This is a genomic window from Bradyrhizobium ivorense (genome assembly GCF_900696085.1).
Classification (GTDB): Bacteria; Pseudomonadota; Alphaproteobacteria; order Rhizobiales; family Xanthobacteraceae; genus Bradyrhizobium; species Bradyrhizobium ivorense.
The window spans coordinates 299,952-324,057 of sequence record NZ_CAADFC020000009.1 but is presented as its reverse complement, the minus strand read 5'-3'; the positions used below and the strand labels follow the sequence as shown (position 1 = coordinate 324,057).

Annotated in this window: 24 protein-coding genes, 1 tRNA gene and 2 pseudogenes; 13 read left to right on the top strand and 14 right to left on the bottom strand. The window is 58.7% G+C overall.

The annotated features are described in order from the left end of the window. Positions 1-13: 13 nt before the first annotated feature. The 4 genes from CI41S_RS13910 (at position 14) to CI41S_RS44325 (ending at position 1,940) form a co-directional block, all read left to right on the top strand. A complete protein-coding gene (locus tag CI41S_RS13910) occupies positions 14-652 on the top strand; it encodes a class I SAM-dependent methyltransferase (protein ID WP_139482256.1) in 639 nt (212 codons plus the stop codon). A 53-nt stretch (positions 653-705) separates the two neighbouring features. Then, on the top strand, positions 706-1,071 hold the full coding sequence (locus CI41S_RS13905) for a hypothetical protein (RefSeq protein ID WP_139482255.1): 366 nt from the start codon (positions 706-708) through the stop codon (positions 1,069-1,071). A gap of 115 nt (positions 1,072-1,186) precedes the next feature. Further along, positions 1,187-1,263, top strand: a tRNA-Met gene (locus CI41S_RS13900). Between the two features lie 104 nt (positions 1,264-1,367). Next, positions 1,368-1,940 (top strand): hypothetical protein, encoded by a 573-nt coding sequence (locus tag CI41S_RS44325; RefSeq protein ID WP_244622234.1) that lies wholly within the window; start codon positions 1,368-1,370, stop codon positions 1,938-1,940. Here the strand turns inward: CI41S_RS44325 and CI41S_RS13895 are convergent. Then, positions 1,833-2,840: pseudogene (locus CI41S_RS13895) on the bottom strand (recombinase family protein); the annotation flags it as partial. The gene CI41S_RS44325 and the pseudogene CI41S_RS13895 overlap by 108 nt on opposite strands. 1,231 nt (positions 2,841-4,071) lie before the next feature. Here CI41S_RS13895 and CI41S_RS45310 point away from each other — a divergent pair. From CI41S_RS45310 to CI41S_RS45305, 3 genes and pseudogenes are all read left to right on the top strand, one after another. Next, positions 4,072-4,410 (top strand): helix-turn-helix domain-containing protein, encoded by a 339-nt coding sequence (locus CI41S_RS45310; RefSeq protein ID WP_139482254.1) that lies wholly within the window; start codon positions 4,072-4,074, stop codon positions 4,408-4,410. 264 nt (positions 4,411-4,674) lie between these two features. Continuing rightward, positions 4,675-4,866 carry a hypothetical protein gene (locus CI41S_RS13885; RefSeq protein WP_172626816.1) on the top strand — a complete coding sequence of 64 codons (192 nt, stop codon included), beginning with the start codon at positions 4,675-4,677 and terminating at the stop codon, positions 4,864-4,866. Between the two features lie 242 nt (positions 4,867-5,108). Beyond that, positions 5,109-5,171, top strand: a pseudogene (locus tag CI41S_RS45305) (hypothetical protein); the annotation flags it as partial. On the opposite strand, the gene CI41S_RS13880 reads toward CI41S_RS45305, so the two are convergent. The 4 genes from CI41S_RS13880 to CI41S_RS13865 all read right to left on the bottom strand — a co-directional run bounded on the left by CI41S_RS13880 (position 5,142) and on the right by CI41S_RS13865 (position 8,117). Then, the gene (locus CI41S_RS13880) at positions 5,142-6,383 is read right to left on the bottom strand and encodes an alpha-amylase family protein (protein WP_139482252.1); all 1,242 of its coding nucleotides are present in this window, start codon (positions 6,381-6,383) and stop codon (positions 5,142-5,144) included. The pseudogene CI41S_RS45305 and the gene CI41S_RS13880 overlap by 30 nt on opposite strands. A 113-nt stretch (positions 6,384-6,496) precedes the next feature. After that, positions 6,497-6,712: a hypothetical protein gene (locus CI41S_RS43455; RefSeq protein ID WP_172626807.1), complete on the bottom strand. Its 216-nt coding sequence runs from the start codon at positions 6,710-6,712 to the stop codon at positions 6,497-6,499. Positions 6,713-6,841: 129 nt separating this feature from the next. After that, the gene (locus CI41S_RS13870) at positions 6,842-7,288 is read right to left on the bottom strand and encodes a hypothetical protein (RefSeq protein WP_139482250.1); all 447 of its coding nucleotides are present in this window, start codon (positions 7,286-7,288) and stop codon (positions 6,842-6,844) included. A 331-nt stretch (positions 7,289-7,619) separates the two neighbouring features. Further along, positions 7,620-8,117 (bottom strand): hypothetical protein, encoded by a 498-nt coding sequence (locus CI41S_RS13865; RefSeq protein WP_139482249.1) that lies wholly within the window; start codon positions 8,115-8,117, stop codon positions 7,620-7,622. Positions 8,118-8,901: 784 nt separating this feature from the next. On the opposite strand from CI41S_RS13865, the gene CI41S_RS43450 reads away from it, so the two are divergent. Further along, on the top strand, positions 8,902-9,051 hold the full coding sequence (locus tag CI41S_RS43450; protein ID WP_172626805.1) for a hypothetical protein: 150 nt from the start codon (positions 8,902-8,904) through the stop codon (positions 9,049-9,051). A 385-nt stretch (positions 9,052-9,436) separates the two neighbouring features. On the opposite strand, the gene CI41S_RS13860 is transcribed toward CI41S_RS43450, so the two are convergent. From CI41S_RS13860 to CI41S_RS13845, 4 genes are all read right to left on the bottom strand, one after another. Next, positions 9,437-10,213: a hypothetical protein gene (locus CI41S_RS13860; protein WP_139859670.1), complete on the bottom strand. Its 777-nt coding sequence runs from the start codon at positions 10,211-10,213 to the stop codon at positions 9,437-9,439. A 5-nt stretch (positions 10,214-10,218) separates the two neighbouring features. Further along, positions 10,219-11,205 carry a hypothetical protein gene (locus CI41S_RS13855; protein ID WP_139482247.1) on the bottom strand — a complete coding sequence of 329 codons (987 nt, stop codon included), beginning with the start codon at positions 11,203-11,205 and terminating at the stop codon, positions 10,219-10,221. A 128-nt stretch (positions 11,206-11,333) separates the two neighbouring features. After that, on the bottom strand, positions 11,334-11,681 hold the full coding sequence (locus CI41S_RS13850; RefSeq protein ID WP_139859665.1) for a hypothetical protein: 348 nt from the start codon (positions 11,679-11,681) through the stop codon (positions 11,334-11,336). Continuing rightward, on the bottom strand, positions 11,681-12,262 hold the full coding sequence (locus CI41S_RS13845; RefSeq protein ID WP_139482245.1) for a hypothetical protein: 582 nt from the start codon (positions 12,260-12,262) through the stop codon (positions 11,681-11,683). Before CI41S_RS13845 ends, CI41S_RS13850 begins: the two co-directional genes overlap by 1 nt. A 283-nt stretch (positions 12,263-12,545) precedes the next feature. Here CI41S_RS13845 and CI41S_RS13840 point away from each other — a divergent pair, with 283 nt between their 5' ends. Further along, the gene (locus CI41S_RS13840) at positions 12,546-14,072 is read left to right on the top strand and encodes a Fic family protein (RefSeq protein ID WP_139482244.1); all 1,527 of its coding nucleotides are present in this window, start codon (positions 12,546-12,548) and stop codon (positions 14,070-14,072) included. A gap of 550 nt (positions 14,073-14,622) precedes the next feature. Here CI41S_RS13840 and CI41S_RS13835 read toward each other — a convergent pair. After that, the gene (locus CI41S_RS13835; RefSeq protein ID WP_139482243.1) at positions 14,623-15,723 is read right to left on the bottom strand and encodes a hypothetical protein; all 1,101 of its coding nucleotides are present in this window, start codon (positions 15,721-15,723) and stop codon (positions 14,623-14,625) included. Next, positions 15,720-17,090, bottom strand: a complete 1,371-nt coding sequence (locus CI41S_RS13830; protein ID WP_139859663.1) for a hypothetical protein — start codon at positions 17,088-17,090, stop codon at positions 15,720-15,722. Before CI41S_RS13830 ends, CI41S_RS13835 begins: the two co-directional genes overlap by 4 nt. 502 nt (positions 17,091-17,592) lie before the next feature. Between CI41S_RS13830 and CI41S_RS13825 the strand changes: the two genes are divergently transcribed. Next, on the top strand, positions 17,593-17,985 hold the full coding sequence (locus CI41S_RS13825; RefSeq protein ID WP_139859661.1) for a hypothetical protein: 393 nt from the start codon (positions 17,593-17,595) through the stop codon (positions 17,983-17,985). Positions 17,986-18,096: 111 nt separating this feature from the next. On the opposite strand, the gene CI41S_RS13820 is transcribed toward CI41S_RS13825, so the two are convergent. From CI41S_RS13820 to CI41S_RS13810, 3 genes are all read right to left on the bottom strand, one after another. Beyond that, positions 18,097-18,540: a hypothetical protein gene (locus CI41S_RS13820; RefSeq protein WP_139482240.1), complete on the bottom strand. Its 444-nt coding sequence runs from the start codon at positions 18,538-18,540 to the stop codon at positions 18,097-18,099. Next, positions 18,530-19,495, bottom strand: coding sequence for a helix-turn-helix domain-containing protein (locus tag CI41S_RS13815; protein WP_139482239.1), 966 nt, complete (start codon positions 19,493-19,495; stop codon positions 18,530-18,532). The genes CI41S_RS13820 and CI41S_RS13815 overlap by 11 nt, the downstream gene beginning before the upstream one ends. A gap of 75 nt (positions 19,496-19,570) precedes the next feature. After that, positions 19,571-20,905, bottom strand: coding sequence for a carbon-nitrogen hydrolase family protein (locus CI41S_RS13810; protein ID WP_139859659.1), 1,335 nt, complete (start codon positions 20,903-20,905; stop codon positions 19,571-19,573). Between the two features lie 237 nt (positions 20,906-21,142). Between CI41S_RS13810 and CI41S_RS13805 the strand changes: the two genes are divergently transcribed. The 3 genes from CI41S_RS13805 to CI41S_RS44320 all read left to right on the top strand — a co-directional run bounded on the left by CI41S_RS13805 (position 21,143) and on the right by CI41S_RS44320 (position 24,099). Continuing rightward, positions 21,143-22,255, top strand: coding sequence for a hypothetical protein (locus tag CI41S_RS13805; protein WP_172626804.1), 1,113 nt, complete (start codon positions 21,143-21,145; stop codon positions 22,253-22,255). 102 nt (positions 22,256-22,357) lie between these two features. After that, positions 22,358-22,933, top strand: coding sequence for a M12 family metallopeptidase (locus tag CI41S_RS13800; protein ID WP_244622233.1), 576 nt, complete (start codon positions 22,358-22,360; stop codon positions 22,931-22,933). 110 nt (positions 22,934-23,043) lie between these two features. After that, complete coding sequence (locus CI41S_RS44320) at positions 23,044-24,099, top strand: S1 family peptidase (protein ID WP_244622232.1); 1,056 nt, start codon at positions 23,044-23,046, stop codon at positions 24,097-24,099. Positions 24,100-24,106 lie beyond the last annotated feature (7 nt).

Genomic DNA, 24,106 nt, shown 5'->3' with positions numbered 1-24,106 from the left:
GTCGGGGCAGGGGATGGCTGGGGACATCGACCGCGAAGGGGTCGAAAAGGCGTATGGCCGCTGGGCGCCGGTTTACGATCTGGTATTCGGCAAGGTGTTCGATCAGGGCCGGCAGTCCACGATCGCGGAGGCCGACCGGATCGGCGGCCGCGTGCTTGATGTCGGCGTCGGCACCGGGCTGTCGCTGTCGGAATATGCGCGCACCACGAAGCTTTGCGGCGTCGATATTTCCGAGCCGATGCTGCGGCGCGCGCAGCAGCGCGTCCGTGCGCTGGGTCTCTCCAATGTCGAGACGCTGGCGGTGATGGACGCCAAGAACCTCGCCTTCCCCGACGCGTTCTTCGATGCCGTGGTCGCGCAATATGTCATCACCGCGGTGCCGGATCCCGAGGCGACGCTGGACGATTTTGTCCGGGTGCTGAAGCCCGGCGGCGAATTGATCCTGGTCAACCACATCGGCGCCGAGAGCGGACCGCGCCGCGCCTTCGAGCTCGCCTTCGCGCCGCTGGCGCGGCGGCTCGGCTGGCGCCCGGAATTTCCGTGGGCGCGGCTGACCGATTGGGCGGCGCGGCATGGCGGCGTCAGTCTCGCGGAACGGCGGCCGATGCCGCCGATGGGGCACTTCTCGCTGATCCGCTTCCGCAAGACGTGAAGCTCTCGCGGTGATGCGCGGGAACATCGGCGCATCAGCGTCGTTGGTTTGCCATGCAGATCACTCGCACACTCGCGCTGTCCTGCGCCCTGATGACGCTGCCGGTTTTGGCCGTAGCCCAGGCGCCGCCGACGCCCGCGACGCCGCCGGCACAGACCGCGCCGCCATCGCCGACGCGCGCCGCGAACTGCGCGCCGATGCAGCAGCCCCCGCAGCCCGGCACCAAGGCGCCGGATGGAACCACCACCGGCCAGAGCGGCCAGTCGCTCGGCGACAAGCTCGCCAAATCCGACGGCGTGCTGTGCCCGCCGGCCGGCGTCGATCCCGAGATGCGGGCGCCGACCCCGGAGGGTGGCACCACGCCGGTGATCCCGCCGCCCGGCAGTCCCGGCGGCGACCAGTCGATCCGGCCGAAATAGCCCCTGCCGCCAATAAGTTGCCGGCAGGGCCGGGTTTGCTTGACAGGCGCATCCGCACCTCATTATATCCCGCGCGTTCGCGCCCGCGGCCATCTGCCGCCGGCCGCGATGCCGTGGCGGGGTAGCTCAGCTGGTTAGAGCACGGGAATCATAATCCTGGGGTCGGGGGTTCGAGTCCCTCCCCCGCTACCAACGGTCACCCTCCCGTTCGAACGTTTCAGCAACGGTCCGGGCAACGTCAATTCCGACAAGGATGCCTTGATCTCGATCGCTAGTTCGTCGGTCCCCGGCGGCGCATGAACCACGACGGCTTGGACCAGCTGGCGCAGCGTTGCGACGAGCCCGGGCTCGTCGAGTTCCGCGGCCTCTGCGGCGACCTCAGCCAGGCGCCCGATATCGGCGAGGTAGCGCTCGATCGCCGCCGGGTGCACGGTGACAATCTCGGAAGTAGCCGCAATCTGTGCGAGCTCGGCCTTGACGCGCTTCCGTTCTGCCGCGAGGTCATTGACCTTCGGGTTGTACGTGTCGAAATCCGCGCCCTTCGCAATGTTCGTGATAAGGCGATCGATCTCGCGGTCGAGTTCACCGTTGCGGCGCTGCAGATGCTTCTCGCGATCGCCACTCTGCTTGGCCAAGCGCCGGCGCTCGGCGTTGTAGGTGCGGACATATTCGGCGATTGCCTCAGGATTGGCGAGCTCCTCGCGCAAGCCTTCAAACACGAGGGTCTCGATAGCCGGGCGCGAAACCTTGCGGCCGTTGCTGCATATGCCGCTCTCGCGGAATGCCGAGCACTGCATGCGATGAGGCTTCCCTTTCCTCTGTGCGCCGATCGCCGACATGCCAGCGCCGCAGGATCCACAGCGCAGTAGGCCTGACAAGGGCCGGACAGCCTTGCGCGAGTGCGAGGCGCCCTGGTGACTGCGGCCAGCCTTGATCACCTGTGCGGCCTTGAACGTCGCGTCGTCAACGATCGCCAAGTGCGGCGCGTCGACGCTGCGATATTGGTCTTTGCGGTTCGGGCGAGGCACGCGCCTTCCGGTCGCGGGATCCTTGATCATGCGGACCTTGTTCCAGACGATACGGCCCGCATAAAGCTCGTTGATCAGCATACCATGGCCGCGTGCGGCATTGCCGTTGATCGTCGACGCGTTCCAATTCTTACCGCGGGGCGGTTTGACACCGTCGGCATTGAGGCCCGCGGCGATCTCGCGCGGCGTCTTGCCCTCGACAAACTCGCAGAAGATCCTCCGCACGATCTCGGCTTCAGCCTGGTCGATCTCGAGCTCGCCTGGTTTGCCTGCGATCGCCCGATAGCCGTAGGCGCGGCCCCCAGCGTGGCGGCCGTCGCGGATCACGCTCTCGAGGCCGCGGCGGGTGTGGACGACCAGGTTCTCGAGAAACATCTCGCCCATGAGCGCGCGCAGCGCGCCATCGAGCTTACCCACCTTGCCGCTCGCCGTGTGGATTGCGATGCCGAGGAAGTCGAGCCGCTTGCGTGCGGTATGCCAATCGCCCTGGTCGCGCGAAATGCGATCAACGTCCTCGGCGACGATGACATCGAAGTGGAGGGCCTCTGCTGCTCGCATCAAGTTCTGGAAGCCGGGACGATTGACGGTCGAGGCACCGGAGATCTCGCGATCGCAGAAGGTCAGCACGACCGTAAAGCCTTCGCGTGCACAGAGCTCGCGGCAGGAAGCGATCTGATCGTCGACGGATCTATCGTTCTGACGATCGGACGAGAAGCGGGCGTAAATGGCTGCGCGGATCATTTGCCGTTGCCTCCAACTCGGCTCGGCGGACGAGCTCCGCCGCATGATCCTGCCTTGCGTGCAGTAATGCAAGGGCGCGCGCAACGGCCAAAGCGGCCGCGCCAGGCCTTTCCGCGGATAACTTGCACGGCGAGTTGGTCATCGGAGGCCGGGCTCGTCCTCGATCGTTTTGACATTAAGAGGTGCCGTGAGGCTTTCGTTGGCGAGCGCCGCGGCGTCGCCGACCACGCGGGCAATGATGGCTTCACAGTCGATGCCGATCAAGAAGACAGCAGAGGCCGGTGGCTCGCGATCAATGATGGCGGCCATGGTGGCGAACGCGGTCACCTCATCGTATCCATGTTTCCGGCGACCAGCATCCGTTGCCCCTCAATCAATGCTTCGCCGGCGAGCTCTGCAACGTCGCCATAGCCGCGGCATACGCTCTTGTTCTGTTACCTATCGGGCAAATGCCGGAAGCGTTGATCATTCCGAGCATCATGCTCAGGCGAGGCCAGAATGGAATGAATGCTATGACTCATCGTACGATTGGATGCGACAGCGAAGGAAAAGGACGACAGCTTGTCGGTCGCGTCTTCAACTCGCGTATTGGAGCGAAAGTCCATCGCGGTCCAAACGAGGCCCTGTCTCGCCATTGATTTCGTTATCATTAGACGGCAGTCGAAGCTGCGCCCAGACCGTTTATCTTCCCCCCGCAACCAAGCACCAAGCCCTATTTCAAGGGCTTTTTACTGCTCACCATCTGGCCCGAAATTTCTCTCGTAGAAGCGGCGGGAGGAAAGTCGCAGCGTGCAAACTGCGAGCGTGCGATGACTCGATTGTGATCAGAGACTGCGCTATCGCAAACGCGGCAGTTGATTTTTCTTGCTTCGGCAAACACTCTGAGACGCACTGACGCACCTTCAATTGGGGTGCGACATTTCGAGAGGTCACGGCCTGTGTTTGCCCTCGTCCTCTTAAGGCTGAAACAGGGGTTCGATTCCCCTAGGGAGCGCCAGCAAATTCAGGCACTTAGGTAGCCACCAGCCACATTCGTTGAATAATGGTTGAATAAGACGCTGGTGAACAGCGGCGAACGCTTGTGGAATTTGCTGCCGACATTAGCAGACTAGCCTCGGTGCGATGCCTCACTGTGGCTGGCGCATTCGCGAAAAAATTTCCTCGTCGCCCTTGATGTCCGGAAATATTCAAACGGCCGCTGACGCGCGCTGTCGTACGCGAGCGCCCTCGGATGTTCGCATTGACGTTGCTCGTCGCACAATCAACTCTTGTCCTGTCGAGCCTTGTGCGAATAGAGGGCCATGTGAGATACAATCGACGAGAGAAAACTGGCGGACAACAGTCACAAGTCAGCCTATCCGCTCCGAATGCCGCAGAACCGAGCACGATACCATTCACGCAGCGGCTCACCTGCACGATTGACGATGCATGCGAAGTGACCGGCTTGGGACGCACGAAGCTTTACGAGTTGATAGGAGCTGGGCGTATCGTCACGACAACGATCGGACGTCGGCGACTAGTAGTGGTGCGCTCACTTCTGGCCCTCCTTGACACCAACATGTCGAACTAATGACGTGCGACTTAAGGGAGCAACCCCACTTTGAACGCGCTTTTCCTAGGGCACTCATTTTGATGAAACGACCGTGCTCCCTTAGCGAGTCGAACTCGTCCGCCCACCACCGCATCATCCGCACGGCGCTCCTGCCAGAATTCGGCGGCATAGGTTTATCAGCCGCCTCTGTTGAGAGAGGCACACATCAGTCAACTGAGTTGTGACTCATTGCGGCTATGCTAGTACGCCCACTCTCGAATCGAGGAGCTAAAATTGGCGAAGATGGCAAAGAAGACGGCTACGAAGAAGAAACCTGTGCGTCGCGAATACACAAAAGCCGACGTGAAGGAGCTGCGCGCTCATTCGAAAGCGAAGACGCCCGTTGTAAATATTGCGAAGCTCACAAAACGCTCCGAAGGCTCACTCCGGCAAAAAGCGCTCAAGCTGGGAATCCGGCTCGGTCACCGGCGCTAGAAGGCGGCGTCATGACGCTCTTCAATGAAGTGTTCTTCTCGACCAGCACCGAGTCCAAAGCTGGCTTGGCTACTCGCGGATCAGCACGACCGCAATCTACACCTCCGCGTGCGGCCCCGAAGACGTCGAGTTCATGGCGCGGTTCTGGCGTGTTCCGATCTGGATCGAGGCCAGATGGAATGCAGGGCTAGCAAAATCGACAAGATCATTGGCGAAACCTTCCCGCCAGGATCATCCGCCGGATGACGCAAGAACGGCTTAGAATAGCCATCGGACTAAGCTGCCAGCAGATTCAGAAATCCGAGAAGGCCTTGAACCGCATGACCGCGAGCACGCTGCTCGATATCTCTAAGGTCCTCAACATACCCATGGTGTTGTTTTGGACGGAGCAGCGCGGCGCATGAAGCGCAGCAGAAATTCCGGAGCATCGCAGCGAGCAACCTCAATCCAATGAGCTCTTGATGAAGACGATAAGTCGGCCAGCCAAATGACGCCAGATCGACCGGCGTGGCAGGAAACGCCGGACGGATAGCATCATCGCCTCCCGCGCGGTGCTCCTTCACTCCGCGGAAGGCCTGTTCATCACCGGCATAGATAGACGGCGTTCCGCCGCAGGTCATGAGGATAACGAGCGCGTGGGCCAGATGCCTCTCATCAATCAATCGGCTCGCGATGCGCGTGACGTCATGATTGCCGACAAACGTTTGCGGCACGAAGGTGTCAAGCACCTCATTGTGTCGATTCAGGGCCCAAGCCAGCTCGAAAAAATTCCGATCGTTTAGTGCGCTCCAGATTGCTTTCCACAACTCATATTGCGTGACAGCGTCCACACCGGCCTCTTGAACAAAGCCGACGTAGTCGCCGTGGATCACTTCGCCGACCATGTATGCGTCCGGATGCTGTTCGCGGACCGGACCCATGACCTTCTTCCAGAAGAGCCTTGGCACGGCATAAGCGGCGTCGAGACGCCAGCCATCGACGCCACGGTCGAGCCAATGGTTCATGATGTGCGTCACGTATTGGAGCACCTCGGCTTCATCATGATTCAGGGCGACAAGCTGGCGGTGGCCTTCGAACGTCGCGTAGTCGGGCTCCTTGCCCGGACCCCAGTCTGACGGCCAGGTCAGTCGAAACCACGAGGCCTCCCTAGAGCCGGGGCCGCCCGCAATAGCACGTTGGAAGATCGGGAAGTCACGACCGACGTGATTAAATATCCCGTCGAGAACAACGCGCAGACCGCGCTGATGCGCGGCGTCGATGAAGGCATCGAAATCCGCCTGGTTCCCCAGCCGCGGATCTATCGTGAGGTGGTCGATCGTGTCATAGCCGTGGGTGGAAGATGCGAAAATCGGTCCCAGCAAGAGGCCGGAAGCGCCAAGATTCACCGCGTAGTCTAGCCAAGCGACCGGTTTGCCAAAACGGTGCTCGATGCTGCCGCGCAGGCGAGTCTCGCGTTCCGCGTCCACAAAGCCCAGCGGATAGATGTGCCACCAGACGGCATGCTCGATCCAGCTCATCACTCGTGGTCCGTCGAAATCCGTTGAAACCGGTGCCTGGGATCACAAACGAGGTCGACAGCGCCCAAGCCAGCAACGAAAGAGAGCATATTAAGACCGACTGTCGTCGCGTGTCACGTAATGATAATTGTGGCTCCCGCCCCTTTGCCGAGCCGGAAGCTGCCGCCCGCAAGCTGATGGAGACTGCCAACGCGGTTGGCGCCGTCCAGGACGGCCGCATCCACATCGAACGCATCAAGGGCCCATTCCTTTTTGAGCATTGCGGCACGCCGGCAGAGTACCGCGCTGGCCTCGAGTTCGCGCTCGATCGCGGCGGGCTCTAGCTCCACGAGAGTGGCACCTACGTCAAGCTCACCCAGGCCGGCGCCGACCTGTTCGCCTGAGGTCTTCGTTGCGTCAACGTATAAGGGGCGTTCGCGGTCGCGCGAACGCCCCTTCCTTGGACGACCCGACAAGAATCAGAATTTGGTCGAGCCGGAGATTTCGATCTCCCAGCCGCCCTCAGGCTTGCCCCACGGCTTTTCCTTATTCGTGGTGACGACCACGGACGTCACGCCGGAGAAGCCGGGGTTGCCGTACAGAAACCACTTCTCGCTGCCGCCGCCGCCGGGCACCGGCGAACTGGCGTAGACGTGATAGTCTTTCCGGCCGAGAACTTGGCCGCCCGACATGAACGTGGCGTGGACCGTGACCCACATCGGCGACCACGGACGACCGTTGCTTGCTTTGATCGTCACCCGGCCGTTGTTATTCAGCCAGAAGTCCACGAACTGATTTCTGTCGTCATTGAAGAAGGCGTGGATGCCGCTCATGTCGCCGGCCGCGTACGCCGGAGCCGACACTGCCGCCATCGTCAGACCGACTGCGGTCGCGCCGAGCAGCAATTTCTTAATGATGGAGTCCATTTCTTTCCTCCTGGGAAAGCTGTCCCCAACATCTCGCTGAGAATGCCGGGGCGCCATCGACGCCGATGTCGTGGCTTATCGCGTCGGTTATGAAATGAGCCCCGCCTCCTGTCTCTGGTCCGTGCTAAGATCGGTTTTTGAACGAAAACGGCCCCGCTCTCGCGGGGCCGTAATTTCAGCCATCGTGACTTTCGGAATTTACTTCACCACGCCATCGCCCCATCCGGCCGAAGCCGACGTGCTCGCAACCAGCAGCGCCGGCGGCGATGCAGTCAACAATGCAAACGCGGTCGTTGCGATACACATCATCTTTTTCATTCGTGACCTCCGTTCAGTATTGTGAGATTGCATTGAAGTAGACCTTGGGGTCCACAAGCGCGCTGCCCGCCACCGGGTCTCTCGGGTTTGCCATCTGTGCCAGAAGCACGTCAGCAATCGGCTGCATGTGCCGGCTGACCGTCTCGGAGAGCGTCTTCTGAGCTACCGACATGCCGAAGATCTTTTTCGTGCCGACCTGCTGATAGGCGATCATTTGTTTATGCAGCGTTAGCTTGATCGCCTCGAGGGCGGCGCCATTCTTCCGTTCGATCACCGCACCCACCCGCTTCTTCAGGTTGGCCGCGTTGGTTTCTTCCTGCAGCAGCTCCATGTTTAGGAGCACGTCGACGACGACCATGCAGGTCGTCGGCACCTTAAAGCCGTAGGCTAGGTAGAAGGCGTTCTCCCGCATGACGTTGAAATTGAGCCGGATGATGCCGTGAAACGGACCGTGCTTCGCAGCCAGCTGGGGCTCAGGTTCGATCCCATCGAAAAACCCGTTGAAGCTCATTCTGCCACCTCTACGATTGATCGAGGCGACGATCTTAACATATCCGGATGGTCCTGCTTCCGTCCGAACGGTTTTCGATCAAAGGATCGAGCATACCTTGGTCGGGGGGCCTGCCACCTGTTTCCAGAGCGCGCCGGCCTGTTAGGTCCTCTCAACTTCGTGATCGTCCTCCCGCACAGCCGCACCGTCTCCGGCCCAGAGGGGCGAGACTTGGCGCATAGGCCGAAGGGCCGGTTCGTCGCGTCAATGGGCCGGCCGCACCGAGCGACCGAGCCGGCCATATGACGCTACCGGCCCTTACGGCCTTGCCCGTCTACAACCGCCCCTCGGGGCTAACAAGGAGACGGACACATGCCAAACAGACAAAGATCTTCACAAACTCATACGGGCCGCCGCGCGTCGCATCGGGATAAACCTCAACCAGCCGGGCGAAGCGCCACCGCAGCTCCTGAAGGCCGTCGCGGCAATCGAGAAAGTCGTGATGGATCTCATTGACGAATGATCCCCCGGGTCGCTAAGCGGGGAGGGTCCTTCAAGGGCGCCGCCCTTTATTACCTGCATGATAAGAAGGCCCTCACGACCGGGCGGGTTGCGTTCACCCATAGTCGTTCCATCTTCACGCCTAGAAGGGCATCAACCTTAATGAGCACCGGTCCGCTTGTTCTTGATGCTTTCTTATCTTGCCGGATGCACCTTTGACCGCGGCTCGCGAAGCGGTAGAATTAAGTAATTGCGAGCTTTTGACTGGTCCATTTGATTTGACATATTGCTGGATAATCCTTCGATGGTCAGCCTCTATAGTCTACTTCTTCGGTCGACAGATCTCTCGGCGCAAGAAGCGGCCTCGCTGCATGGCGTTTCCGATCAGACTGTCATCGACTGGTCGAGCGAGCATTTCGATCCACCAGAGGAAGCTCTGCAGGATGTTTACTGACTTATAGACCTCCAGTGGCATGCTGCCCGCTGGGTTCTTCACTCCCTTACTGGCGAAGAGAATGTTGCATCGAATGCGACAGTCAAACTTGGTGTCACGGACAGCGTTCATGAGGCCCAGACCTTAGGATGGCCAACCCCATCCGCGATGAATGCAGTGGTTCGCCGCTTGTTGGAAATGGCCGACGGCACTCTTCGCAGCCGCATTCAGCTTGCGTTCAATCCGGGTCCAAACAGCGGCGTTTACTACCTGAGCGTCCGCCTGAGGCCGGACGGAACGCCTATGTCACCAGGTGAAACGAGCCGCGGGTCAGATGAGGACGAATGACGCAATGGAGGCCCTTGCGGAACGTTGACGAAGCCTGCGTTCGTGCTCGCATCCATGGCTAGGCCGTGCATCGGACTGAGCAAAAGAAGCCTGGTGATGCGGCCTTCTGGCGCGTTTCTGCGATCACCCGCATGTCGGGGGACCGCCTGAACTCCCTCGCATGGTCGCCGGAACAGAAACGAAGGTGCTCGCTCTTGTTCGCAAGTCCGATAAAGATGGTCCTAAATCCTCTGCCTCGGTCCTTGTCGTCATAGTGACGAGATACGCCTTCGGTCAGCGCCAGGTTGAGCGCCGTTCCGGCGTCGGCGATATAATGAAAGTGAGGATGAGTCCGCAGGCTCTTGAGGACTCCAATTCCGGAGTCGGCGACGACGAATTCGAAATGTCCGTGCAAGGCGTCAAAAGCCATATAGCCGGACGCGATATTCTCGCTGTGCTCTTCAATATTTCCGCGTAGCTCCCCAATTGCCCCGAACAACTGGCCCGCCGAAGCGGGCGCGAATCCCGCTTCCACGGCGGCTTTCTTGCCCCGCATCGCGAACTCGGTCCAATTACTATGCTGAGCCAGGATTTCCGTCAGAGTGACAAACCCCTGAGCGCCGGACGCGGAGAACCACTTCTTGCCGGTGGCCATGGCCCGAAGAAGTTCGGCATGTCTTCCGACTTTGAGCCAGCCATGCCGGTTGAATATTATTCCAGCATGATGAAGTTCGGCCAGTGGACCAAAGTCGCGGGCTTGAACCTGCAGATCTTTCGAAAAATCCACTCCGCCGGCCAGCGCCAGAGCGATATCGTTGGCAAGATCGAATGACAGTTCATGGACCACGCGTCTCAACCCACCTATCCGGCATAGTGAAGAGCACGCAGCAAAGTCACCCGTTCTCGCAGGTTATGAAAGAAAAGGCCGTCAAGCGGATCGCCCGGCTCAGTCGGGCTTGGTAGCCAGCGCAGCGCGTCATTGCCGTCGCGCTCGGCACGCTGGCGTTTCAGCGTCTTCATGAAAGCAGTGGTTTCGAGATAAACTACCTTGCGGAAGTGTCCGCGCAGGAAGTCGATCACTTCGGGATCGCCGCGCACGACGATATCGATGTCTCGACCTGCAGCAGCCGCAAGACCGGCAAGTTGTTCAAGATGCCAGCCACGGCGCCGGCGGCGTCCTGGGCCGGTCGTAAATTCATACGACAATGTCTCGATTTCGGTGCGGGTTGCGATCTCCGCGCCCCAGCGTTCGAAGTCACGCTCGGTCCGGCCATGGGAATGAAGAGCACAAGGAATGCCGCCCCGGGCAAACTCTTCGAAGACGATGAGAATACGCTTCAGCGCATGCATATCATCAGTGCGCGGCTGATCCAGCACCACGCTGAAGTTTGGCGTGGTGACCATGTCGATGCCGATATCGCGCATTTGCTTGATAACATGAATGCGATCTGACCCAAGCGTCCACCATGGTTCAATGCGGTGATCCTGATGGACGCCGCTGAGTATAATCCGAGCGTCCTCGGGGATATGGTATGCAGCGCAGAGCGTTGCGCGGTCTTGGAACTTAAGCCTCCTTCCACGAAAGCTGACCACATCCGGCAGGCGCAGGGCGAATGTCGAGCCGGAGAGCTGTCCGACGCGGCTGCTTCCATGGTATACGAGCGGTACAATATCGTCGCTAATCTGATGCCTGACGAGTGCCGCGCGCGGTACGCTGTCGAAATCGAAGCCATCGATCTCGCGCAACTGATCGGCGAAGCGGACGCTCGGCGCGTTTCTGCACACCCGGGTGCATTTGTCCGGCTTGTTGCAGCAGAGGCCGAGGCAATCAAAAAGGGAGTCCTTCACACATAATCCGCCACAGGCTGCGAAATGGTGGCAGCCGTGACATCCGAGTGATAGCGAATATGCCTGCGGATCATGGGTTAGTGCATCTACTATGGTCTCATTGCTACGCGTGTCGGGTTGAGCTGAAATCATTTGATCTTCACCTCGACCGTGTTCGAGAGCGGATTGACGCGGATGATCTCGCCGACCGCAATGCCAGCGCCCGCAGAGAGCGCCTTGAGGATGTCAGACGGTGCGTTCGGAGCGGAGAATTGCACCGAGTTTCCTACACAGCCCAGGAGTTTGCCTTTGTCCGCCTGCAGGATGTGGTCGCTGCCGACAGACGGACTAATGCCCTTTTCCATCACCGCGATAAATGAGCGGGGCTGGTCTTCAGGGAAACGGGTAAAGAGATCGAGTGTGGCAAGCGCAACCCGCTGACGATCGATGTACTTGTCGTGCGAGGGCCGACGTTTCTGAAGTTCTTCGGCTCCCATCAACTGGCCTCCGTGAACAAAGGTTGATAAAACTTCGCGCGACCCTGCGTGAATTCGAGGATCAGGCCCGCTGCCGCCAGCGATGCAAGGCGGTTATTCCAGACCGTAGGAGCGGTTACTCCGTCCGCTTCGCCAAACATGCGGTTCAAATCGCCAGCGGTCGTACGACCAAGGCCGGTAACGCGCTCAAACGTCGATGCCTGCTTCGGATCAAGCTGGCCAATGATATGCTGATTTTCCACCGCGCCCGCGGGAGAAACATCTGCTGCCAACAGGTTTTCTTTTCTTGCGTCCGCGATAACCGCCAGTTCGTCCAGCACGACCGCATTCGCGTTCGCCACAACCGGGTAGAATTTCGAATTGGAGCCGCGGAGGAAGGTTTTGAGATTGAAGATTGCCTCGCGCAGATAGCTGGCGGTCGCCACGGTGATGCCGGCAAAGTCGATAACCAGCGGTGTTGGAGATGCCGGGTCCGTCTGGATCTTTTCGAGCATGGCTTTAAATCCAGCCCTGCCGTCCGAGGCGCTGGAGAGAACGTCGATTCCCGTCAGCTCCCGCATGTTGATGTAAGGGTATCTCATGCATCTCACTCCTTATATGTGAGTAATATGAGATTCAGCAGACTTGAGTCAAGTTTCGCGGCCAGATTTCTTTCAAGCTACTGACTCAGCGAGATATTTTCTTTTCGCAGCCGTCATTTTGATAGCCAGCGATTTTGAGGCAGGCTGATCCGCTTCGCCCGGAGATCACTTTTCACGAAAAATGCTTTGAGGGATTGTTTTTCACGGATTATAATGGAATTTCGGCGTTCGTGCCCGGAGTGAAGGGAAATCAGGCCGGAGATGATTTTTCAGGGAGTTTGATTTGAGCGTGCAATTTTCAGGAGCGGTGAGTGTTTTTCATGACCGGCGGCTGCCAGAGCCGGCTTCCCCGGCTGGCTATGCCGCCTTGATTCACGCTTACAAGCTGCCCGTTCCGATCCCCCGGATACTATCGGCCATTGGGTCCAAGCACCGCATCATCGAGCAGGGTGGCTGGCGAATCTACACGCCGCGCCACGCGCCTGATGCATCTCTTGAGGGGCATCTGACTTTCGCACTCAAGTATGAAGGGCTCGACCTCGCCGTTCTGAAGCGGCTTTTCCTTACGGTAAAGGAAGGCGATATCGCCGAACTTGTGCGCCAAAAGCCAACCGGCCTCTACACGCGCCGCATCTGGTTTCTGTATGAGTGGCTGCTTGACCGGGAGTTGCAGCTGCCATCCGCGGATAAGGTTTCGTATGTGGAGGCCGTCGATACCGATCTCCAGTTCGGCGCGGCGGGGCAGAACTCAACCCGGCACCGCGTTCGCAACAATCTGCCGGGCACGCCGGAATTCTGTCCGCTCGTGTTTAGGACGCCCGCGCTGAAGGAATTCATTGCGCAGGATTGGAAGGCGCGCGCGCGCGCCGTCATCAGCGAAGTCCCGAAGGATTTGCTCGCCCGGACAGCCGCGTTTCTTCTGCTTAAGGATTCAAAGTCCAGTTACGTGATCGAGGGCGAGAGGCCACCGCAGGACCGCATCCAGCGGTGGGGCCGTGCCATCGGCGAGGCAGGGCGGGCGCCGCTCGACGCGCAAGAGTTTCTGCGGTTGCAGGGCATCGTTATCGGCGACGAACGATTCGTGAAGATGGGCTTCCGCCAGGAGGGCGGTTTTGTCGGCGAGCATGACCGCGATACGCAGCGGCCCATCCCCGATCATATCAGCGCGCGGCACGAAGATATCGCATCCCTTATGGCGGGTCTGATCGCGTTCGATCACAGCGCCGAGGACGAACTTGATCCGGTTGTCGCCGCAGCGGTGTTGGCGTTTGGTTTCGTCTACATACACCCGTTTGAAGATGGCAATGGCCGCATACATCGTTACCTGATGCACCATGTGCTTGCGCGGCGCGGCTTCAATCCGCCGGAACTTCATTTCCCGGTATCGTCGGCAATCCTCGACAGGATCACGGAATACAAGGGCGTCCTGGAAAGCTACTCAAGCAGATTGCTTCCCTACGTCCAGTGGGAAGCAACGCAGAAGGGCAATGTGAAGGTCCTGAACGACACTGCCGATTTTTATCGGTTCTTCGACGCAACGCCCCATGCGGAATTCCTCTACGAATGCGTGCGGCGGACGATTGAACAGGACCTCCCAAACGAGACGAATTTCCTCCGCAACTTCGATTCGTTCCGGTCCGGGGTCGAAAATATCATCGACATGCCCGAGCGAACGCTGAACAACCTGTTTGGCTTCCTCAGGCAAAACCAGGGTAACCTTTCGAAGCGGGCCAAGGAAAACGAGTTCGCTCAATTGACCCCGCAGGAGATCGAGCAAATCGAGCAGCTTTACGCGAACAGCTTTCAATAGATGGCTCAATGCCTGATGCAGACCGGATTAAGCCGATCAAGTAGACCGTGGAGCGTCGCCGGGCAGCCCTGAACCGACCAGTTTCCGAAACCTGGTTCGGAATCCAGCGGGATTTTAAGCGACGTGTTCCCCAGTTTTATCCTCTCCAGCACGGCAAAATCGCCACTACTTCAGAAAACACGGCACTTGCGCCGATCAGGATGTTGCCTGTCATTTGCACCAGCTCGCTGCCTTCGCAGGGCCACTTCCGTGAGGGTTCAGCGAAGCGCCTTCTCGCAAGAGATGGACGACATGCCGATAGCTGGCCAAAAGGTATGCAGCGAACTTTATGCCTAAAGCGCATGAGCATCGCTGCCCCCTCAGTGGCCCGAAATCGTACTTGGGAAGGTACTCTTCTCCATCTCTTCCTTGTGAAATGCAACTGCGGCCTGCTCCAGCTCGCTTGCATCCTTCACGTCGCCGATCAGAACCAGCTATCGGCGGACAGCATCTTCATGTTTATTGAGATACATGCGTGCGCTCCTCAGAGGTAACGGTTCGATTTTGCTCTCTAACGGGGAGGTGGAACGTTGAGTTGATTCGGCGGGATGTTCTCTGTCGGAACGGCATTCTCCCGAAAAATGGTGATTATTTGCGTTTCAATTCCATTGACCACATTCGTCTTCACGCGGATTTCTTCGCGTAACGTATTTCCCTTCGACATCGATTCCTTGTTCATACGGTCGAGTTCTGAAAAGACGCCTTCTCGGGTCGTCTGGCCTTTTATTGCTTCTTGGTCTTTCGGTGCGAAGCCTTCCGACGCCTTAGAAGAAAAGTCGGCGAACTGGGCGCCGATGTAGAGGATCTGAAGTATTTTCGCCGTCTCAGCGGCTTTCGCAGCCCGATCAAGTGCGTCTTGTAATTGTCGATTCAAGTCTTTGAGTTCTTCCAGTGTCCGTCTGCGACTTTCCGCAAGGGTGTCTACCTGTTGGTTCGCCGCGGCACGCACGTTGACTTCCCTGAATGCTGTAACCAACCGTTCGATTTCATTGTTGCGCGCGACCTTCCAGTCGAAATTGTTGAGCTCTCGGTCTGCATAGAGTGAAAGGGTTTGCTGCCTCAGCGACGCCAGCGACTGTTCGCCCGCCACGAGTTCTCCGTCTTTGTCTCTTCGAAACCAATAGGCGACGCTGTTATCGTAGTCGAGTTGCCTGCCTTGGGAGACGACATAGAACGGGTCGTTGTCTCCCCTTGCGATCCTCGACAATTCCGCATCGGCTGGACTCGCGCCCAAGCCTACATAGTCCAGGCGATCGGCGATGAGATTCCGAAATGCCCCCGCGTCGTTCTGTTGTGTTTCCAACCGCACAACGACTAAGACTCCGCCTTTTGAATACGGCAGATCATTCAATATTTTCGGCTTAAGGTCTTCAAGTTTCGCGGCGATCTTTCGAGAGAGGCCATAGTCATTCAGGTAAACGAGCCCGCCCGAAATGAAATCGGCCCAATTTTTTGCCGTTGCGGGTCGGGTAGGTGCGCCGGGCGGGAGGTATGGTTCTTTTTGTAGGGGGACGAACGGGCCACCATCTTGCGAATGCGCGCTTGTAAGACCGACCAGCGCAGTCGTGAAATATAGAAGCAGGCATCGCGTGGCTTTGGGAAGTCGGCTCATTTGGGCACCTCCTTCAAGTCGTCGACTTCAGGAAATTGCTTGCTGATCTTCCGGACAAATTCGCGATGCTCAGTGACGTGTAAGAGGCAGGTTTTCGCGTGCTCTTGTTTAAGCCGCTCGAGATTGATGCCGTCCAGGATGAGCTGTGCGGCTTTCCAATTGGGCGGATCTGTCCAGGAACGCCAAAGTGGATTTGAGTTTCTCGCTTTGTCGAACACAAGCGGCGAGATCGTTTTCCAGGCCGTTGCCGGATTGGTCGTATCGGTGTTGTTTCGCTTGGTATGGACCGGATCGATGGCATACTCGGGTAGATCTCGAACGACGCATTGAGCCCGGTCTATTTGTTGAGCTCGCGGCTTCGATTTCATGTCGAACAGCGAACCGTCGGGTTTGTAGTGTGCAACCGAGTATTCCTGCACCCTTGAATTGGTGAGAAATTTCGCGCCAGCTCGATCCGTGACATCGCGGAGAAAGGTTGCGACCAGAACCGATGTCGTCTGGCCCGCTCGATCCCATGATTGGTAGTGGATCTCGTTAAAATACTGAACATCCATGTGAGATACGACGCAAAGCTCTGCCGGCGAGGCCGTGTATAATTTATCGGCTATCATGCTCGGCGCATCGAGCTTTTGAGCGTCCTTTTTGGTTCGCTCTACGATCGAGGCCTCATTTGCACGCGCTTCTACAAGCGCTGTTGCTACGGAATAAGGTGTGTCTGGGTCCGCCATGCGGTCCAGCCACGACAAATGGCGGCGCAGGTTTATTGCCATGCGCGCATCTGAAGCGATGCCGTACGCGAACGCGATGCTATCGATGGCCGCCATTGAGGAACACGTGGTCGAGCAAAGCGTCGAGACGCCTTGCGGGTACGCCCAGAGCTTCCTTCTGGCGAGATCGAAGATTTCGTAAGCTGCGAGTAGCCTCGCAGGAAAATCGCCGCGCGCGGGATTATCTGCGGCAAGGTCCACGGCCTTCAGCTTGGCCTCCCGCCGAATATCTTCGATCTTGCCTATCGACGCGACTACTTCATTGTGGAGCTGATAGGCGTATTGCTCACCAAGAGCATTGAAGAGGTCTTCGCGCAGCTGCGCGACCTGGGTGATCATAAACTCCAGTGTCTTCTGTATGACTGCGAGCTGGTGGATGGCGAGCTCCACCTTACCGTTGATCGCTGAGATACTGGCTCCGAGGCCGCCATCGCCTCGATTCGCATCTGCGATCGCTTTGATGATGCCTATGGCAGCAACAATGATAGTAATCGGCTCTACAGCACGGGCAGGACCAGAGAGTAGTGCTAATGGGGCCTGAAGCAGAAACGGATAGGCTGTCGTACCGGAAAGACCTTGCAGAAACCTACGCCTGTTCATGATAGCACGTCTCCACATTCAGTGACGCAGATCGGCCCGGAGCATCCTCGTCCATATCTTCAGGTCTCTCAGGATACGCCAGGAACCTTCTTGGTGAAAGTCGGCTATGCTGTGCGTTCGAATGGCAGAAACTATTTGCGGGTTAAGCATGGTGTAGGGCCTAGCGGATCGGCCAGTCTTTGCTAAGCGGTCTGCGCGGGCGTCTCGACATGGCCGCCATATGGTCTCGAAGTTTGATGTCGACCACCTGTTTCTCAGCAGCGGCCAGTTCGGAAGGGTCAAGAAAATGGCCGATCCCTTAAGGGCGTGGGGAAGATAGACATCCAGCTTTCCCTTGGAAATGTACACGTAGTTGCGCAGTTGCGGCGGTTGAGCCTCGCACTGTGATCAAGCTCGTCGCGATATAAGGTATGGAGTATACAGCTTTGGGTCGTGATCTGGGAAGGCGACGCCGGATGAAACTGCGGAGTTTGATCAGGCTTCGTACGGGCCGGTTGCCAACTTGTTCCGCGAGGCGCTCGCCCTGCCTTCCGTGCATGAGGCAGAGCATTCCATCGATTGCCCATTGTGCGGGGCCGACGACACGCTGACCTCTGAGAGGATTGCGCTGCTCCGTGAGCGTGTGGCTGATACGGAAGCCTTCCAGAAAGCTTTGAAGGAAGCCCGTGAAACTCTCGGCCCGATGGCGACAGGACTATCCACCTTTGAGGGCGCGCTCGGCGAAGCGTTGCCGATATTCATCACCAATCCCTCGAAGTTCAGGCGGGCGCGCGGGTTGCCGCCGGCGGTGCTGGTCTCGCTGGTGGCGCGGTTGCAGGTGCCGCGCGCGGCCGTCCTAAGCGGAGCCGCCATCCTGGAAAGACGTCGGAGTGGTGGCCCTTTAATGCCCGGTTAATTCGCCGGGCTGGAGCATGATCCGGATAAGTGTGAAGCGGTTTGAGGAGGATCTCTCTTGCCGCAAACGAAATCGACAAGGATCCTCATCGTCGGCCGAAGCTGATAGCCCTCAGGCAATCCTTTCCAGGTCGCCCAGACACTTTTCGAGGTTGCCCTTTGCTTCGGCCAAAAATCGTCTCGTTTCGCTCAGCCGTTTGATATCAGGTTTGACCGGCCCCGCGCTTACCTCGCTCAGGTGACGGCAAACGGTCGTGAGATCGCTGGAGATGTCCTCCAGAATGAAAGCGATATTCTCAAGCGGCATCATCTCCGAAAAGAACGTCTTGGACGCACTCTCATCATGGGCTGCGGGTCCCTCGAACTTGACCTCGACCAGAGGGACCAGCACTTCACGTCCATCCCCTGCAACCTTCCCCATGCTCATGATCAGCGAGCTAAAGGTAGCAGACACATAGGTCACACGGTCGACGAGGGAATTCCCGTACAACACGACCGAGTCGGGATCGATAGCCACATCGGACATATTGGAAACTCCAAGATCCTCATTCGGCATGATCAGTTTCCTCTTCATGAAGCTGCAGCATGCCCGCAGGGAAGGAGGTTGACTTGGATGTGTCAGTCTCGATCGGTATGTAGCCCTGCATGTCGGTCTTCTTCGTCGGCACGATGACGACCATCGATCCGTGATACGAGCTCTTCGCTCTGACCTTCATGTAGCCGGGAACGGCAGGCGAAGGCCCATGGAGATGTTGCAGCCATTCCTCAACCGCTCGCCGAAAACCAACTTGGTCTCCCGCAGATAATAATCCGAGCGTGCCCGAGCCGTGGCCGGGTCCCTGTATTGCGTCAACGAAAGCACGAACGTACAGATCCGCGCCCCCTGCTCCGTGAGCAGGGTGGGCGATAGTCGGCAAAATTTCACGCGGAGTGAGAGCGACAAGCCTCTGCTTGTCGTGCTCCTTGGCTTCGCGCTTCTCCAATGCGAGCCGCCCCTCTCTCGTCAAGGCAAATTGCGCGAATTTTCCCTCGGTTGTCCGTTCCACCAACCGCGCGTTTGTCATCAGATGGAGAACCCGGCTGAGATTGGCGTCTCTCAGATCCAACTTCCTGGCAATCGCCATCTTCTCCAGCTGATGTGTCGGAGCGTCCCGGAGCAACTTCAGAATCGGGACCACGTGCTGGCGATGCATGACCTCGCTTGGCCGGATCACCTTTGAGGTGTTGATGGACATCTGAAGAAGGTCATAGAACGCTCTGAAGCGCTCGGCGTAGGCGGCATTCTTCGGCGCAAGCGTCGCGCTCGTTCGTCGCAGGATGTCGAACCACTCCCGGAGCTCACCGTCGCGACGGCGGCCCTCGAGTGAGTTCCAAAGCCAGGCACCGAGGGCCGCGTAAAGGCGTTCGAGCCCCTTTTCGGACCCTTCCTTGAGAAGCGCCGAAATGGTGGCCCTCGCCTCGCGCGCGCTGACTTCGCCGGTCTCTATCTTTTCCAGTGCCGAGTCCAACATGGGAGCGGTCTACATCATGACGGTTAAGGACGCTTTACAACGCTTTACTCTGATTTGAGGACCGGAATCTAGGTGTCAAACCGGCCAGTCGTAACCCTTCCATACGGTTTTTTGACCCAGGCTCGCCGCGGGAACGGAGTTGGGTTCCTTGAGGAGAGGTAATATTGTACCAAGTCGACCATCTTTCGAACTCGCACCGGTCGGATGTTGCACCACGAAGCTTCGCGTCCCGAACTTCACTTCGACTTGGGTCGCGGTCGTCTGATGACCTTGCATGGTTCGATCGTTACCCATCGAGGGCACCAGCATCACGTCAACGTCGAGACTGCCGAAAGGACTAGAACCTACGTCACAGAAGTCGAGGCAGACGGCGATTCCGATCAGGGCGCCTTCCGTTGCAAGCACGCATATGCGACGTCCCGCAATGATGTTTTCGGTGCCCCAATCGTCGTCGCCGTAAGGAGCGATCTTGTCGTAGACCAGACGTTCCTCTCCATACCCGTCGTAGATCCGGGCGCGGTTGACGATCCCCTGACCGTTTGTTTCGTGCCAGGTCCCTGGAATGAGAAGTTCGGGCGCCTCGAGCTCGTCCATGACGTCACGATCCCGAACGAGCCTGACGATCTTCTCGCGCAAGTCCGGCGGCACGGTCAGCTCGGGCCAGACAATTGCGATGCAATTCTCTCTCAGGGCATCCGTGATCTGGGTCGAGATCGTGCCCTCGGCGGAAGAAGCCTTGATGCCGATGACAATGAACCGTTTCTCGTCATCGATGACCGAGAACTCAGGCACGGGCTCCAATGCCTCAAACAGGCAAGCTCCCATCCGCCACTTCCTCGCGTCCGCGGCTTTGCTGTGCAGAGTCCGGTTATCAACCACGTGGACCGGGTACCCCTGAATGACGTCAGGCAATATCCGGTGAAACAGCATGCCCCGCTTCGAGTAGGCTTGTCCCCGTCGGGCGGTGCGTAAGGCGCTCACGCCCTGCCGCGGGATGAACCAGCATCCAAGCTTCTCGAGGTGCCAATGGCTCGGCGCGATCGGCCACTGGGAGCGCCGCTCTGCGAGCACCCGGTCGATTTCCCGTATGAGGCCGCCCAGCGTGACGGCAGAGAGTTCAGGTGTCTGATCGGTCAACGACCACAGGATACGGCCGTCTCCAATAGCCTCGGTGAAGATCTCGCGGGCGGTTTCGATTCGTTTTTCCGTAAGATTCCGGTACGCCTTGCCAACACTTCCCGGGGCCTTATGAAATAGTGCATCGAGATCGATGAGAGCATGCCTGAGCTCGTCTCGTCCCGCATTCCTGATGGATGCCTGTCGCCGGGAAAGTTGGCGCGCTGCTTCTTTCCAGGTATCGAAGGCCGCATCCTCGGTTTGGCTGTCCACGGGCCTGGGCAAACGCTTCATTCCAAATCAATCAGAAATATGCACCATCCATAGTCGTCAGCTGACGCACTTGCAACCGGTTCGAGTCGCTGCTCACCGATCTTCGTCGTTCCGCACAACTGTGTGTCCCAATTGGCGCTGCACGCCAGGGAAAATCTGCGCGCAAACCTGAAATAGCAACGAAAAGCTGCATTGTCGTCGGGATGCTATTGACGAGCGTCAGAAGACCCTTTTCTATCTGGGCGGGAAAATCCGCGCGTGCTCAGCGACGCGGAAGGGGGCGAGTCTATGTGGAATTTCAGCCGAGCCGCGGCTTGCGTTGGCGTTTGCCTTGCGATGGGCGGGTGCACCAGCCTGTACTACGTGCATGATCCGCAGACAGGTGTGATCACTGCCGGTGAGCTGCCGTATTTCCTCAAGTCGATCAGGTGTGAGGTGGTGACCTTCTACCAGATCGAGCGCGAGAGGCGGACGCAGTATCTGAAGATCTCCAAGACCCGGCCTGAAGAGGCCTTCAACAGGTACGCCTATTTCGACATCGATCCGTTTCTGTACGGCACGTTCTTTCTGGAGTTGAAGGTAACCGATACGGGCGGGCTCGGATCCGGTACGGCATTCGATTACAAGCGTATTCTGTCCGCGACCAGTAACGACGTGACCCATGTCGGCCCCACCGCTTCGGCCCAGGACACCTATGACCTGATCTGGTCATTCCTCTTAAAACAGAATGCCCAGCTTGCGTCGGATACGTCGCCGCGGGCCGCGGGGCCGGCATTGTACGAGCGCGGCTGCTATCGCGGAACGCCTGCCGATTTGACTGAGCTGGAAGCGCTCGCAGAGAACAAGTATCCGGAGCGAACCGCCTATAAGCGCATTACTGTCGATGCCTCCAAGCCGCTGGCGGCCTGGTTGCGGGACAATGCCATTCTCATCGCAGCCAACGATCTGTCACCGGCAATGCCTTCGGAGAAAGCCGAGCCGGCGCAGATGACGTACACGTTTTCGATCCAGGTCACAGGCGGAGCCGAGGCAAAGTACTCCCTGACTTCCACACGTTGGACCCCGGCTGCGGTCCAGGCTTCTGCTTCCTCACAGCAGTTCAGCAATCTCGGAATCTATATCAATGGTCCGAATGCGGTCCTGGCCAATGGAGCGAAATCCGGCTCCGCAGGCTATGCGGAGAAGACGCCGCCGCTCGGATCAAAGGACAACCCCATGTACACCACGCCGCTGCCGGGAGGAGAGAAGTCTCAGGAATTCCCCGGAGGTGGCGGAGCGGCCGGCCGTCGCCCAGGCGCCGGGCCTCGAACAAATGGCTTTATTGTCGCGCCTGTGCCTGTCTTCCCGCCGTCCCCGACCCCGTCGCAGTAGAAAATGTTTCGCCTCTGGCTATCCAGACTCGTTCTGCTGCTCGCGCTCCTGTCGTGCTGGGGCGCGAATGCGCAACCTGCGCTCCCCTCGGGAGTGTCCGAAATGGAGCTGTTCGGCACGGTGATCCGCGGCTCCAAGTGGGACATCAAGGAGATCCCGGTCTGCTGGGAAAACCTGCGGCCGCAGGACCGCAAGTACGCCGACCTCGTGCGAAAAGCCGTGGCGGAGACCTGGGAGACTGCGGCGCAAGGCGGCGTCTGGTTCGCAAAGACCTGGCCGTCCTGCACGGACGGCGCGCCCGGCTTACACGTGCGGGTCGCCGATGAGGGGGCTCACACTGAAGTCGTCGGGAAATACCTGGATGCCAGGCCTTCCGGCATGACGCTCAATTTCAGTTTCAATCATTGGAGCACGGGCTGTCGCGGCAGACGGGAATTTTGCATTCGCGCCGTTGCAGTCCACGAATTCGGACATGCGCTTGGCTTCACGCACGAACAGAATCGCGACGACGCCCCGGAGCAGTGCCGGAACGAAAAGGCTTCAGGCTCGGTCGGCGATTATAAAGTCACCAAGTACGACCCCAATTCCATCATGAACTATTGTAATCCCGCATGGAACGGAAACGGACAATTAAGCCCACTCGATATCGCCGCCGTCAGAACGTTCTATCCCTCCTGACAGTCGGCCTTCTTGCTGCGATGTGCGATCCCGCGCAGGCGGACCGCGCCGCGGTGCAGATAGCCGCGCGGTACAACGTCAGGACGGTTCACGTCCAGTACGTTGGCGTCATGTTTAACGGCAAGCGGGAAGTCGGCGGCGGCTCCGGGCTGCTCATCGGCGATCATCTCGTGCTGACCAACAGCCATGTGATCGGACGCGAGGAGAACTACAAGACCCTGGAGATCAATGCCCGGCTCGGGTCGCGCAACGCAAACCCGATCAAGGTCACTGCGGTTCATCGCGACGATGCCAGGGACCTGGCGCTCCTCGAATTGTCGCAGCCCGCCGGCGACAGCGGGGGCACCTCACGGTGTCCGATGCCGGTGATCGACGACAACCAGCAGGCGCCGATGGGGACGCAGCTGTATCTGCTCGGCTATCCTCTCGATCTGGATCTCAGCATATCGAGCGGTCTGATAAGCAACCAGTCCAACCCCACTGGCCGATGGCAGACCGATACGGTCATGAACGTCGGCAACAGCGGGGGGCCCGCATTCAACGAGTTCGGCGCATTGCTGGGAATTGCGGTCGGAGGCATCGTCAAGTGGAACGACGCGCAAGTCTCTGGCGTCAACTTTATCATCCCCGCCACCGTCATTACCGCAAGCCCCCTCTACGGAATGATCAGCGCCATTCCCCAGCCATCCGTTTGCTGGACGAAGTGGGTCGATACCACGATCTCGTTTGAGAACTGGAGCAAGCTGAATTCCACGCATGTGCAAACGCAAGCGAACGCCGGCATGAAGATCCCCGAAATCCTTGCCGGTGCGATCTTGCCGGAAGACCGGCGTCTCATCGTAAACATTCCGGTCTCGCAGCTCGTTGAGCCGAAGCAGCTAGAGCGCTCGTATACGGTCGACAAGACCAAGGACGATCACCCGGTCGTATTTGCCGAGCATTCCGCGGATTACGCCGACACCTTCCCGGCTGAACCGGGCTACCGCATCACAGGTTGCTCATGGCACGTCGAGACAGCAAACGGTGCCGGCAATATCGCTTGCGCGATAGGCGACGGCGGGGCGCAGGCCCGCTTCACCTACAAGCTCACCAGCGGACCTGCCGTGGACAGGTACCGCGGATGGCTGGGCGCGACCGTCAATCTTTCTCAGACCCTTGCAAAGTAGGTGTCGG

Bases quoted from the DNA above. Each gene is read 5' to 3' on its own strand.
- CI41S_RS13910 (WP_139482256.1), top strand. From the start codon at position 14: ATGGCTGGGGACATCGACCGCGAAGGGGTCGAAAAGGCGTATGGCCGC.
- CI41S_RS13905 (WP_139482255.1), top strand. From the start codon at position 706: ATGCAGATCACTCGCACACTCGCGCTGTCCTGCGCCCTGATGACGCTG.
- CI41S_RS44325 (WP_244622234.1), top strand. From the start codon at position 1,368: ATGAACCACGACGGCTTGGACCAGCTGGCGCAGCGTTGCGACGAGCCC.
- CI41S_RS45310 (WP_139482254.1), top strand. From the start codon at position 4,072: ATGTTCGCATTGACGTTGCTCGTCGCACAATCAACTCTTGTCCTGTCG.
- CI41S_RS13885 (WP_172626816.1), top strand. From the start codon at position 4,675: ATGGCAAAGAAGACGGCTACGAAGAAGAAACCTGTGCGTCGCGAATAC.
- CI41S_RS13880 (WP_139482252.1), bottom strand. From the start codon at position 6,383: ATGAGCTGGATCGAGCATGCCGTCTGGTGGCACATCTATCCGCTGGGC.
- CI41S_RS13870 (WP_139482250.1), bottom strand. From the start codon at position 7,288: ATGGACTCCATCATTAAGAAATTGCTGCTCGGCGCGACCGCAGTCGGT.
- CI41S_RS13865 (WP_139482249.1), bottom strand. From the start codon at position 8,117: ATGAGCTTCAACGGGTTTTTCGATGGGATCGAACCTGAGCCCCAGCTG.
- CI41S_RS43450 (WP_172626805.1), top strand. From the start codon at position 8,902: ATGGTCAGCCTCTATAGTCTACTTCTTCGGTCGACAGATCTCTCGGCG.
- CI41S_RS13850 (WP_139859665.1), bottom strand. From the start codon at position 11,681: ATGGGAGCCGAAGAACTTCAGAAACGTCGGCCCTCGCACGACAAGTAC.
- CI41S_RS13845 (WP_139482245.1), bottom strand. From the start codon at position 12,262: ATGAGATACCCTTACATCAACATGCGGGAGCTGACGGGAATCGACGTT.
- CI41S_RS13835 (WP_139482243.1), bottom strand. From the start codon at position 15,723: ATGAGCCGACTTCCCAAAGCCACGCGATGCCTGCTTCTATATTTCACG.
- CI41S_RS13830 (WP_139859663.1), bottom strand. From the start codon at position 17,090: ATGAACAGGCGTAGGTTTCTGCAAGGTCTTTCCGGTACGACAGCCTAT.
- CI41S_RS13820 (WP_139482240.1), bottom strand. From the start codon at position 18,540: ATGCCGAATGAGGATCTTGGAGTTTCCAATATGTCCGATGTGGCTATC.
- CI41S_RS13815 (WP_139482239.1), bottom strand. From the start codon at position 19,495: ATGTTGGACTCGGCACTGGAAAAGATAGAGACCGGCGAAGTCAGCGCG.
- CI41S_RS13810 (WP_139859659.1), bottom strand. From the start codon at position 20,905: ATGAAGCGTTTGCCCAGGCCCGTGGACAGCCAAACCGAGGATGCGGCC.
- CI41S_RS13800 (WP_244622233.1), top strand. From the start codon at position 22,358: ATGGAGCTGTTCGGCACGGTGATCCGCGGCTCCAAGTGGGACATCAAG.
- CI41S_RS44320 (WP_244622232.1), top strand. From the start codon at position 23,044: ATGTTTAACGGCAAGCGGGAAGTCGGCGGCGGCTCCGGGCTGCTCATC.